The following is a 12,150-nucleotide window of genomic DNA, read 5'->3' as shown; positions in this document are numbered from 1 at the left end:
GACTTCGACCATTTGGGAGAGGCAAACTATGATAGATTATAATTTAGATGCCGCGCATAGCATTCTCTATATGCGACCTACATCTGCACTGGCGGCGGAAGATTTTGTCAAGATTGCGGAGGCAGTGGATCCCCACATTGAAGCCACTGGGGGCCTTGCTGGCGTAATCATCGAAGTACCTACTTTCACCGGTTGGGAGAGTTTTGGCGCCTTGGTTGCTCATTTCCGGCTGATACGCGACCATCACAAGTACGTCAGTAAAGTTGCAGTGGTGACTGATTCCACTCTGGTTAAACTGATCGAAAGTCTGGCTTCCCACTTTGTCTCGGCTGAAGTCAGGCAGTTCCCTTGGGGGGAAACCGAGGTGGCGAACCAATGGATCTTGGGCGGCTCCTGATTCCCTTGCAGTACAATAGACATTTCCAGAAATTAACCTCAATCTGGCCTGAATTTTGGAGATGTCTAATACACGGTTGGATCGATAGAGAAAGAATCCGAGTCATGAAATAGAAGGTAAAATACTGGTCTTATACCAAATCCGTTTTTAATAGTATGATTAACTCCCAAGTTATCAGGATTTAGGCATAATCGGTGGAGTTGTTAGGTTTCGTTCCGAGGGACTAACCTACGAAACTCACCCCATCACCAGCCAATTGACTTTTTGCCGCAAACCCTAATCAAAAAATCTCCCCGTAAAAGGGAGATTTTAGCTAATATCTGGAGTTATTCCCCGACAAATTACACTAATTTCAGATCGGGATAATTGGCGAGAATGTCATCTTGACTGAGAATATCACCCTCGCTTTGGGGAGTCCAAATCACTTCTACTGCTAAAAGTCGATCGCCTCCCATACTACCAATTTGTTGCAGGGCCTGTTTCAAGTCTTGGGAATCATTAATTTTGGGTAGGGAAAATTTACCGACAATGCCAGCCAAAATAGTCACCAAAATATAGCCTTCCGGTGCGGTTTTAGCTAATTCTCCGGCCGATTCGGGTAAAATATTTTCTCTAGAACCTTGACGCAATTGATTATTGTAATTAGTTAAGGTTTCCGCCGTTAGTTTACCGCGTTCGTTGAGGGACCACTGATTAAACTTCGCTTCTGCACTGCTAAGGCTGGTTTGTTGGCAATCGACGTTACCATAAACCCAGTATTCCGGATGACGTAACAGGGCGAGGGCCGATTCTTGTAAGACTTCGACTCGTCCCTCGGAGGTGCTAGTATCGACAGTTAGGGCGATTTGATTTAATTCTTTTTGCAGATAACGGGCATTAGCCAACAAACCCACCTGTACTTTAGCCACGGAGACGGTTTCATAACCGGATTCTATCGTCATACCATTCTCATCACTGCCTCCACCATTACGGAAAGCATTAACGAGGAAATTGGCAATAGCAAAAAAGATTAACAGAGAAATTAAGCCACCGCCACCACCACCCCAAAAGAAGGGTAAAAGGAAGGGAAAACCAATACCTCCACCGTAACCCGGGGAACTGTAACCACCACCTCTAGAAGGGCTAATACTGCGACTAGGGGCGCGAAAACTACCGCCCCCCATTCTACCCCCCGATGCCGCTAAAGCACTGGGAATATTGCCTAAAATCAGCGTTGTCACTAATCCTAGAACCAATAATGGCTTGGCAAGCGATCGAACTTTAGTTAAAATTTTGTCAATCATAAGAACACCGAAGCAACCCTTTATTTACTAGCATAACCAGTTTCTCGCTCAGAGATAGACAAATCCCGAATAGGGATAACCGAATCAGTTATCAGTGATCAGTTATCAGTTAGAAGGTGTTGGGTATTGAGATTTTAGGGTTTTGGGGTTTTGGGGTTTTTTAGTTGAATTCCCCCATTCCCCCATTTCCCCATTCCCCCATTCCCCCATTTCCCCATTTCCCCAAATTTATGACTTGGAATTTCTCCTCTCCCACGGATTCGCCCTTAGGCGATCGCGAAGTACCCTTAGAAAATCATCATCTCTGGGGTAAACGGATTGCTTTACTGGTAACGGGAGGGATTGCGGCCATGAAAGCGCCGCTAATTGCCCGATCTTTGCGGAAATTCGGGGCCACAGTCGTGGCTTTTGTCTCGGAAGAAGCTTTAAGATACGTCACTAAGGAAGCTTTGGAATGGAGTACGGTTAATCCCGTAATTAGCCAATTAACGGCAAAAGCAGAACATTTAAGCGATCAATCTCCCTTTGATCTTTATTTAGTCGCTCCCGCTACCTATAACACGATTAATAAGTTTCGTTACGGAATCGCTGACGGAGTGATCACTTCATGCTTGGCCTCGGCCTTGGGACGACAGGAAAAGGGAAAAACTAAAATTCTGCTTGTCCCCACCATGCACGGCAGTTTACATAATGCTATTCTGAGCGAATCTTTGCAAACTCTCGATCGCTGGGGAGTTCAGATTATGCCACCCCGGGATGATTACGGTAAACACAATCTCCCCGGGGAAAAAGAGATTACCGTGGCAGCCTGTGGGATTCTCAGTAATTCTGTCCTGAAAAATATGCCGATTTTAGTCACTGGTGGACCCACACCCGTGATTATCGATAATATCCGTCGTTTAACCAATCGTTTTACTGGACAATTAGGGGCCGCTATTGCAGAAGAATTATACCTGCGCGGGGCCAAGGTGCAGTTAATCCACGGACGCGGCAGCTATACACCCCCCGCTTATTTACCCCATGAAATTATTGAAACTTATGACGAGTATCTAGGGAAGGTGATGGGAGAATTAGAGAGTAAAGATTATAAATTTGGCATTTTCTCGGCGGCAGTGGCCGATTATCGCTTAGAAAACCCTTTTTATGGTAAGATTCCCAGTGGAGGGCAGTTAAATCTTAATTTTGTGCCGACGGAAAAAGTGATTGACAAGGTGAGAGAAAATTTTCCCGATTTAGAGATGGTGACTTTCAAGTATCAGGAGGGAGTTAGTCAGGAGGAGTTGCTGGAAATCGCCCGTAAACGCCTAGAAAAGGGCTATCAGGCTGTCATTGCTAATAGGGGTGAGGAAAAGGGCGATCAAGGGGAACAGGTGGCTTATTTGGTCACAAAAGCGGCATTGAGGAAATTTATCGGCAAAAAAGCGATCGCTATTGGCATCGCCGAATATTTAGAAGAGCGAGCCAAAAATGTTACAATCAAAAAAATTTAATATTTTTTAATATTAATTTGCAAAAATTTAGGGTAACACAGTCATGGGTAACATCAACTTCGTCAAAGAGAATAAGATCGTGGTAGCGGCAGATGGAGCGAATTTACGAGAGAAAGCAATCCAGAATGGCGTTGATATCTACACTTTTGGCGGTAAATTGATGAATTGTGGCGGTTACGGTCAGTGTGGTACTTGTATAGTGGCAATTGTCGAGGGGATGGAAAATCTCTCGGCTAAAACCGACTTTGAACAGCGCTGTCTGAAGAAAAAACCCGAAAATTATCGTTTAGCCTGTCAAACCATGGTTAATGGCCCTATTAGCGTCCAAACTAAACCAAAATAGCCTTTATCGGTTTTTTAGCTGCGGCCTGGTCAGTGATCACTGATAATTGATCAGTGATCACTAATACAAACTAACTAGGAACAATATTTAAGAAAGCATCGAAGTCTTTTAATGCTTCTTGGAATTGATTAGCAGCGAGACTAGCATCTTTTTCTTTGGCTGCCGCATCGATACGTTCAAAGTGAACGAAAAGATTTTTCGCTAACTGCTTGGCTTTTTCTTGGTCTTTGGGCAGTAAATTACGCGATAATCCTACCATTTCCTGACGCAATTGCCCCAAAGGACCGTGGATATAGGTGCGAGTATCTACCCAATTTTTGTCAGCGATGAGGTCTTGCAAAACGCTCATTTTTTCGCGAAATCCTTCTATGGGTTGGATGTAAACCTGTAACTGTTCGATTTTTTGCGGACTATAGACGGTGGGGATAGTTGCTTGGGGACCACTGCAACTAACCAGCAGCGTAGTAACTAGGACTAAAACTAGGGAAATAATCGAGCGAAGACGTGGCATTGGTTTATATGTACTATTTAACAAACTATTGACGTTCTCTCCCGATAACCAGTCAAGCTATCGGGACGATTTTTACTTTATCAGGTTGTGGGATTCCCAAATCAGATTTTACTCCCAACGACCTTGACAGTAACTCGGTGCTATTGGACGATAATCAGCAATTTTGCCTCTGATCCCCCCTTAATCCCCCCTTGACAAGGGGGGTGTCTGATAATTTTTAACACCTACCTACTTATTGATTACAGCTTAAACTGTTTCATAAAAGCTCGATCGATCCGATCTTTCCATAACCATAATAACGGTGATTGCCACCCGAAACCGCCCCAAGATGCGATCGCTTGTTGGTCTCCTGTCCCGATTAAACTCAGATAATTTTTCTGGGGAAAATAGGGTTTTAGTGGCTGATTTTGCAGAATTCTGACTAAATTATCGAATAGGGGTTTTCCCTGTCGGACGGCAAAAACTCCCGCTTTCGGACGGGGATAATCTGGAATCGTGGCAATATCTCCCACGGCAAAAATATGGGGATGGGAAAGAGATTGCAGATAATTATTCACTAAAATAAACCCTTTTTCATCTGTCAGTAATCCTGACGCTTTAATCCAACTAGGGGCCGAGGCAGTCGTTACCCAAATTGTATAATCCATGGGCAAAACTAACCCCGATGAACAGATAATCCGATCTGCTTGCACTGCCGTCACATCCGTTGATAAATATAATCTAATTCCCCTTTGTTTAAAAATATTCTCCAAACGTTGACCGACCCAATTATTATGGTTCGGTAGTAGTTTTTTTCCTCGATGAATTAGAGACAAATTCAAATTACCGCTAGAGTTGAGAATTTTGGCCAAACGGGACTGCATATTTAAAGCTAATTCGACCCCGCCCGCGCCACCACCAACAATGACGATATTTAGAGTATTATTGGGGTTACTAACCGCTTTTTTCAGGATTTCTTGCCATCCTTCCCGAAAAATCGGCACGGGTTTGGCGGGAATAGCGTATTCTTTAGCACCGATAACATTATCCACTGCCGGGATGCTGCCGATATCGATCGAGAGATAATCAAAGGGAATCGGTGAAGAATCATTACAAATTACTTGACATTTTTTTATATCTATGTTAGCGGCTTTAGCTAAACAGAATTGCGCTTGAGAATACCTAGCTAGAGAAGGTAAATCGATATGAGTCTCGGCAAAATCATAAAAACCAGCGATGTGGCCGGGTAACATTCCCGAATAGGGGGTATGGGTGACATCGCTAATTAAAGTTAATTGAACGTTTTTGAGGGGTGATTGCCCCCAAAGACGAAGGGCGATCGCATGACTATGGCCACCACCGATAAAAACTAGGCGCTTGACTAAATCCATAAAAAAAGGGGATTGCTGCCGGAAAAGTTAAATTCTAATGAATATATGTTCTGACACAGAAATTCTGTTGCAAGATCGAGGGTAGATAGACAAAAACTCAAGGCATCGAGGCCAGGAACTTTTAACCAATGACAGTAAATTGGGATTTTGATCTTTTCGGACTCGATATTCTTAAGCAAATTCTATCTAGTATCTTCGCTTCCCAATAGAGAGAAGTCTATGCAAGAAGTTTATATCGTGGCCGCTGTCCGGACTCCAATTGGTCGTTTTGGTGGGGGATTAATGGGATTATCCCCGGCCGATTTAGGGGCAACAGTGATGAAATCCGCCCTAGAAATCGCTAATTTGCCTCCAGAAGCCCTAGATTTGTACATTTTCGGCAATGTTTTGGGATCGGGTCATGGTCAGTTAATTCCCCGGCAAGCGGCGATTAAAGCGGGAATTCCCGTAAGCGTGGACGGATATCGGGTAGATATGGTTTGTTCTTCGGGAATGATTGCCGTTAGTAACGCTGCCACCTCAATTCGCGCTGGAGAAGCGGATCTCATCCTCGCCGGTGGCATCGAATCCATGTCCCAAACCGGCTTTTTTCTCTCCCATCGGGCCCGGTGGGGTTATAAATTCCTCATGGGTGCGCCAGAACAATTAACCGACCTATTACTGCACGATGGCTTAACCGATGCTACCACGGCCGAGGGCATGGGTTCCCAAGTCGATCGCCTCTGTCTCGATCGCGGGGTTTCTCGGCAAGCATTAGACGAAATTGCCGCCTTATCCCACCAAAGAGCGGCCACAGCCACAGAAAAAGGCTGGTTTAATGGTGAAATCGTGCCAATTGAGCTTAAATCTAAGAAAGGTTCCACAATTATCGCTCAAGATGAGGGTATTCGTTCCGATAGTACCCCGGAAGGTTTAGGAAAACTGCGGCCGGCTTTTAATCCGTCGGGAGTTTTAACCGCAGGCAATAGTAGTCAGATTTCCGATGGGGCTGCCGCTATCCTTTTAGCCAGTCAAAAAGCTGTGGATCAGTACGGTTTAAAACCAATTGCCAAAATCCTTGGCGGCGCTGTGGGTGCTGGAAAAACCGATCGCTTCCCAGAATTCCCCGTCCTCGCGGTGAAAAAATTACTGGCATCTCTAGATAAAACGATCGAAGATTTCGATTTAGTGGAAAATAACGAAGCTTTTGCCTTAAATAATCTGCTTTTTGAGATGGATCTGGGGTTAGCGAGGGAAAAACAAAACGTTCACGGTGGTGCGATCGCCTTGGGTCATCCCATCGGCGCTTCCGGAGCGCGGATTCTGGTGACGTTAATTAATGCGTTGAAAGTACAGGATAAAACCCTCGGTATGGGGGCCATCTGTCATGGGACCGGTGGCGGAACAGCGATCGCAATTGAAAGAGTTTAGGAGGAAAAAGCTATGGTATCTCTCGGACTAGAGGAGAAAGTTATCGTCGTTACCGGCGGAAATCGAGGCATTGGAGCGGCTATTGTCTCTCTTTTGATAGATTTGGGGGCCAAGGTGGCCTACACGGATTTAGTCGCCGATAATCCCCAGGGTTTAGGCATTGTGGCCGACGTGACTAAGTTGGAATCCATGGAAGCGGCAGCTAAACAAATTGAAGCGGAATTGGGACCGGTTTACGGTATCGTCGCTAACGCGGGGATTACCAGAGATAACTTTTTCCCTAAATTAACGCCGCTAGATTGGGATTTAGTGATTAATGTCAACCTAAAAGGGGTTAATCACACGATTAAACCGTTTATTGAGGGAATGTATCAACGACAAGCGGGATCGATCGTTTGTATTAGTTCTATTTCCGGTGATCGCGGTAATGCCGGCCAAACTAATTACGCAGCCACAAAAGCGGCAGTTATCGGTTTAGTCAAATCCCTAGCGCGAGAAGCTGCCCGTTATAATATTCGCGCCAATGCGATCGCACCGGGGTTTATTAACACGGAAATGACTTTAGCGATTCCCGATAAGGTTCGCGATAAAATCACCGCCGAAATTCCCTGTCGTCGCTTCGGTGAACCCGCAGATATCGCCTGGGCAACTGCCTATTTACTCTCTCCTATTGCCAGCAGTTATGTCTCTGGAGAAGTCCTCAGAGTTAATGGGGCCCATCACACCTAATCAGTTATCAGTTATCAGTTATCAGTTATCAGTGGGTAAGTTATCAGTTATCTAATTCAAAGATGGAAAATGTGTTTGTTATTGTCCCTGCTAAGTTGCTTGATATGGGATCAAGACAAGGCAAATAACAACATCAAAAAACATAGTATATCTTTTGAAGAAGCAGTGACCGTATTTGGGGATCCATTGGCCGTAACGATTTTAGATCCCGATCATTCAGTGGGCGAGTTTCGTTTTCTGACGATAGGACAGTCAAAATCACAAAAGCTGTTAGTCATATCCCATACAGAAAGAGAAAATGAGATTCGCTTAATTAGCGCCCGTTTAGCTAGTAAACAGGAGAGAAAAAATTATGAATCAGGAGTCTGAAGAAACGGTTAATGACGAGATGCGAACTGAATATGACTTTTCTGGTGGTATTCGTGGCAAATATTATCAAGCTTATCGACAGGCTAGTAATGTGATAATTCTCGATCCCGATGTGGCGGAAATTTTTCAAGATTCAGCCTCAGTCAATGAAGCGTTAAGATTACTAGCAAAAATTGCCAAGTCTGGAAAAATATGACTTATCAGTTATCAGTTATCGGGTGTAGGGTGGGTTAGTAAACTAGCGAAATTAGAGTTAAAGGAAAAGGGCAAAAATAATGGATAAACCGACACAAGCTTGGAGTGAGATGGCCACCGATTACGTCAATCTTTGGACAGAAACCGGGGCAAAAATGTGGTCAAGTTGGTTTGATATGATGGGGGCGATACCGACTCCTATGGGCAATATTAAACCAGAATTACAAGAGGCAACCCAGCGCTATTTTGATAATCGGGATTTATTGATCAAATTCCTAAAATTATCGGTGGAAGCTTGGGAAAGTATCTTTCCGAAAATGCAAACAGGAGAAGACTGGCAAACAATTTTAAATAATTATGCCCAACAGATGCGGGGTCAACTGAATAGTTTTACTAATACCACTTCCCAAAGTAGTCAAGATGTCAGTCAACTATGGACAATTTACCTGCAACAATTACAAAGTCTCAATCATTTATGGTTCGATCCTTTCGTGCTGTCAAATGACACAATAACCAAAGCTTGGTTAGGTAATACTTCTTCTTTGATCGAACTCAATAATATCTATTGGCAGAAGTTTTATGATGAAACTTTTGGCCAATGGTTACAGATGCCTTTATTGGGATTGCCGCGAGAATTTAACCGCAAATTACTCGATAGTTTTGAAACTTGGCGCGTTCTTTATCAAGCTAGTATTAACTATCAAATTGTGCTGGCTGATATTCAAGTTAAATCCTTTGAAGCTTTAACTAAAAAATTAGTTTTCTTAGCAGAAAAAGGTCAACCTGTCAAGGATTGGCGAGAATTTCAAGATGTGTGGAGTGTCGTCGCTGATGATATTTTTGAAAAGGCTTTTTGTCAACCAGAAAACCTAAAAGTAAGGGGAAAATTTATTAATTCCCTCAATGATTATCGCCTCAAACAGCAGGATTTAATGGAAATTTACCTGCGATCAATGAATCTGCCTACCCGCAGCGAAGTGGATGAAATTCATCGGACTATCTATGAATTACGCAAAGAGGTAAAAAGTCTCAAAAAAGCTTTAGGAGAAAAAAAAGAAATAGAAAGTAATAATTAGTTAATTGTGCTTGACAATCAGTTATCAGTTATCAGTTATAGGATTGCAGTTTTCAGTATATAGTGTTAGGTGAAAACTTCGGAACTTTCTTTTCACTGATTACTGTTCACTGCTCACTGAAAAATCCCCACTTTTCTAGGAGAATTAAATTATGTGGCCATTTTTGACGCAAGTGAAACTGGAAGATTTTACCCAAGATTATCTAGAATTAACTCAGAAAAATCTTAAAGGTCTAGACAATCTCAAACGAGTTAAAGAAGAAGATATTCAGTGTGGAGTATCGGAAAAAGAAGCAGTTTATCGGGAAGATAAAATCATTCTCTACCACTTTAAACCCGTGGTCGAAAAACCCTTCGAGATACCCTTACTGATGGTTTATGCTTTGGTCAATCGTCCCTACATGGTAGATTTACAGGAAGGGCGTTCTTTAGTGGCCAATCTGCTGAAATTAGGTCTAGATATCTACTTAATTGATTGGGGATATCCCACCAGAAGCGATCGCTGGTTAACCCTTGATGATTATATCAATGGTTATGTGGATAATTGCGTCGATTTTATTCGTCAAAGTCACCATCTCGACAAAATTAATCTGTTAGGAATCTGTCAGGGAGGAACCTTTAGTTTATGCTATAGTTCCCTCTATCCCGATAAGGTAAAAAATCTGGTGACAATGGTGACACCAGTGGACTTTTATCAAACCGAGACCCTCTTAAATATGCGCGGGGGGTGTTCCTTGGGTTCCGAAGCATTAGACATCGATTTAATGGTAGATACCATGGGCAATATTCCGGGAGATTTTCTCAACTTAGAGTTTCTGGAATTGAAACCTTTACAGTTAGGTTATCAGAAATACCTCGATTTTCCCGACATCATGGAAGACGAATCGAAATTAGTTAATTTTCTGCGTATGGAAAAATGGATTTTTGATAGTCCCGACCAAGCGGGAGAATCCTATCGACAGTTTCTCAAGGATTTCTATCAGCAAAATAAACTGATTAAAGGGGAAGTGATGTTAGGAGATAAACGGGTAGATTTACATAATCTGACCATGCCAATTCTCAATCTTTACGCAGATAAAGATCACCTTGTCCCTCCCGCTTCTTCCCTCGCTTTAGGGAATTATATCGGTACTTCTGACTATACCGCTTGTGCCTTCCCCGTCGGACATATCGGAATGTATGTCAGTGGCAAAGTACAACGGGATTTACCCCCCGCTATTAGCGATTGGTTGAAAGCAAGAGGTTAACAATCCTAGAAAATATCCCCTTTTCCCAGTTTGGGAGAGGGGTTTAGCAGTTTTCTTCTCTAAGGGTGTAACACAATACAACACATCGATAAAAAAACATCTACAGGCAAGAAAATAAACTTTTGTAACAGAGGATGTTAAGCACTGTTGCAAGATCGGGCAGAATCGGAGAATCCCGTTTCTTTCGGCTAAACCCCTGTGGTACACTGCAAAGCGTACTCGCTCGTAAGTATGTAGGAGAAAACCTGAGTGTTAAGAGTCGCTGTTGTGGGTTCAGGGCCGGCCGGTTCTTCGGCGGCAGAAACATTAGCTAAAGCAGGCATTGAAACCTATTTATTTGAACGCAAATTAGATAATGCTAAACCCTGTGGTGGAGCGATTCCTCTCTGTATGGTGAGCGAATTTGACCTACCTCCTGAAATTATCGATCGCCGGGTGAGAAAAATGAAAATGATCTCCCCCTCTAACGTCGAAGTCGATATTAATCTCGATAATCAAGACGAATATATCGGAATGTGTCGTCGGGAAGTCCTCGACGGTTTTATGAGAGAACGCGCCCATAAATTAGGAGCGCATTTAATCAACGGAACCGTTTACGGTCTCGACATTCCCACCAATAGCACCGATCCCTATACCCTACACTACGCCGATCACTCCCACGGCAATTCCCAAGGGGAAATGAAATCTCTGAAGGTGGATGTGGTTATCGGCGCCGACGGTGCTAATTCCCGCATTGCCAAAGCTATTGATGCCGGGGATTACAACTATGCGATCGCTTTCCAAGAACGCATCCGTCTCCCCCAAGATAAAATGGCCTACTACGAAGATCTGGCCGAAATGTATGTAGGAAAAGACGTATCCCCCGACTTCTACGCTTGGGTATTCCCTAAATACGATCACGTCGCCGTCGGTACTGGCACAATGAAGGTCAATAAAGCCATGATTAAAGACCTACAAGCCGGTATTCGCGCTCGCGCGGCCCGTCGTCTGGAAGGGGGCGAAATCATCCGCGTGGAAGCTCACCCCATCCCCGAACATCCCCGTCCTCGTCGTGTAGTTGGTCGCGTGGCCCTCGTAGGTGATGCTGCGGGAACAGTTACCAAGTCTTCGGGAGAAGGCATCTATTTCGCCGCTAAATCGGCGCGGATGTGTGCGGAAACCATTGTCGAAGTCACTAACGGCGGCCAACGTATTCCCACAGAGGACGAGTTAAAACTCTACCTCAAGCGTTGGGATAAGAAATACGGTATGACCTATCTGGTATTAGATATCCTGCAACGGGTTTTCTACCGTACCGATGCCACCCGGGAAGCTTTTGTGGAAATGTGTTCCGATAAGGATGTACAGAAGATGACTTTTGACAGTTATCTCTATAAAACCGTTGTTCCCGCTAATCCTCTCGTACAGATGAAGATTACCGCTAAAACCATCGGTTCTCTCCTGCGCGGTAACGCTTTGGCCCCTTAAAATCCATTGATAACCAGAAAACCCAATCTTCCCATGGCGGTGGTTGGGTTTTCTTTTGGGTTGTCCCTTCTTGTCTTCTCTAATTCAAACAAAAATGTCGAAAAAATATTTGATACTATAGTCATTTCAATTAAGATTGAGAATATCAATCCCAGAGTTCATAAGGGTTTTGTCGGTCTAGAGTGTATCAGACTTATCTGAAATGACTATAAATCCGCTGAGTATAGGCTACATATCAGGAGAGGCACTCCCCTTGCAGGAGTG

Annotated in this window: 13 protein-coding genes; 10 read left to right on the top strand and 3 right to left on the bottom strand. The window is 43.8% G+C overall.

The annotated features are described in order from the left end of the window. Positions 1–28: 28 nt before the first annotated feature. On the top strand, positions 29–397 hold the full coding sequence (locus tag myaer_RS02360) for an STAS/SEC14 domain-containing protein (RefSeq protein ID WP_046660806.1): 369 nt from the start codon (positions 29–31) through the stop codon (positions 395–397). 341 nt (positions 398–738) lie between these two features. Here myaer_RS02360 and myaer_RS02355 read toward each other — a convergent pair whose 3' ends face one another. After that, positions 739–1,680, bottom strand: a complete 942-nt coding sequence (locus tag myaer_RS02355) for a DUF1517 domain-containing protein (RefSeq protein ID WP_046660805.1) — start codon at positions 1,678–1,680, stop codon at positions 739–741. A gap of 230 nt (positions 1,681–1,910) precedes the next feature. Between myaer_RS02355 and myaer_RS02350 the strand changes: the two genes are divergently transcribed. Then, on the top strand, positions 1,911–3,170 hold the full coding sequence (locus myaer_RS02350) for a phosphopantothenoylcysteine decarboxylase (protein ID WP_046660804.1): 1,260 nt from the start codon (positions 1,911–1,913) through the stop codon (positions 3,168–3,170). Positions 3,171–3,213: 43 nt separating this feature from the next. Then, positions 3,214–3,513 carry a 2Fe-2S iron-sulfur cluster-binding protein gene (locus myaer_RS02345; protein ID WP_002790976.1) on the top strand — a complete coding sequence of 100 codons (300 nt, stop codon included), beginning with the start codon at positions 3,214–3,216 and terminating at the stop codon, positions 3,511–3,513. 70 nt (positions 3,514–3,583) lie between these two features. Here the strand turns inward: myaer_RS02345 and psbQ are convergent, their stop codons facing one another. Together psbQ and myaer_RS02335 are read right to left on the bottom strand one after the other, a co-directional pair. Next, positions 3,584–4,024 carry a photosystem II protein PsbQ gene (psbQ, locus tag myaer_RS02340; RefSeq protein WP_045360899.1) on the bottom strand — a complete coding sequence of 147 codons (441 nt, stop codon included), beginning with the start codon at positions 4,022–4,024 and terminating at the stop codon, positions 3,584–3,586. A 239-nt stretch (positions 4,025–4,263) separates the two neighbouring features. After that, complete coding sequence (locus tag myaer_RS02335; protein ID WP_046660803.1) at positions 4,264–5,394, bottom strand: FAD-dependent oxidoreductase; 1,131 nt, start codon at positions 5,392–5,394, stop codon at positions 4,264–4,266. A gap of 219 nt (positions 5,395–5,613) precedes the next feature. Between myaer_RS02335 and phaA the strand changes: the two genes are divergently transcribed. The 7 genes from phaA (at position 5,614) to chlP (ending at position 11,886) form a co-directional block, all read left to right on the top strand. Further along, the gene (phaA, locus tag myaer_RS02330) at positions 5,614–6,804 is read left to right on the top strand and encodes an acetyl-CoA acetyltransferase PhaA (RefSeq protein WP_046660802.1); all 1,191 of its coding nucleotides are present in this window, start codon (positions 5,614–5,616) and stop codon (positions 6,802–6,804) included. A gap of 12 nt (positions 6,805–6,816) precedes the next feature. Next, the gene (phaB, locus tag myaer_RS02325; protein ID WP_046660801.1) at positions 6,817–7,533 is read left to right on the top strand and encodes an acetoacetyl-CoA reductase PhaB; all 717 of its coding nucleotides are present in this window, start codon (positions 6,817–6,819) and stop codon (positions 7,531–7,533) included. Positions 7,534–7,602: 69 nt separating this feature from the next. Beyond that, positions 7,603–7,902 (top strand): BrnT family toxin, encoded by a 300-nt coding sequence (locus myaer_RS02320; protein WP_046660800.1) that lies wholly within the window; start codon positions 7,603–7,605, stop codon positions 7,900–7,902. Beyond that, complete coding sequence (locus myaer_RS02315) at positions 7,886–8,098, top strand: hypothetical protein (protein ID WP_002784823.1); 213 nt, start codon at positions 7,886–7,888, stop codon at positions 8,096–8,098. The genes myaer_RS02320 and myaer_RS02315 overlap by 17 nt, the downstream gene beginning before the upstream one ends. A gap of 79 nt (positions 8,099–8,177) precedes the next feature. Beyond that, the gene (gene phaE / locus myaer_RS02310; RefSeq protein WP_046660799.1) at positions 8,178–9,173 is read left to right on the top strand and encodes a class III poly(R)-hydroxyalkanoic acid synthase subunit PhaE; all 996 of its coding nucleotides are present in this window, start codon (positions 8,178–8,180) and stop codon (positions 9,171–9,173) included. 151 nt (positions 9,174–9,324) lie between these two features. Further along, positions 9,325–10,419, top strand: a complete 1,095-nt coding sequence (locus myaer_RS02305) for a class III poly(R)-hydroxyalkanoic acid synthase subunit PhaC (RefSeq protein WP_002789736.1) — start codon at positions 9,325–9,327, stop codon at positions 10,417–10,419. Between the two features lie 249 nt (positions 10,420–10,668). Beyond that, positions 10,669–11,886 (top strand): geranylgeranyl reductase, encoded by a 1,218-nt coding sequence (chlP, locus tag myaer_RS02300; protein ID WP_002735532.1) that lies wholly within the window; start codon positions 10,669–10,671, stop codon positions 11,884–11,886. Positions 11,887–12,150 lie beyond the last annotated feature (264 nt).

This window comes from Microcystis aeruginosa NIES-2549 (genome assembly GCF_000981785.2).
GTDB classification, from domain to species: domain Bacteria; phylum Cyanobacteriota; class Cyanobacteriia; order Cyanobacteriales; family Microcystaceae; genus Microcystis; species Microcystis aeruginosa_C.
Note: the sequence above shows the minus strand (reverse complement) of the source record. Positions and strands in the feature narration are given on the sequence as shown.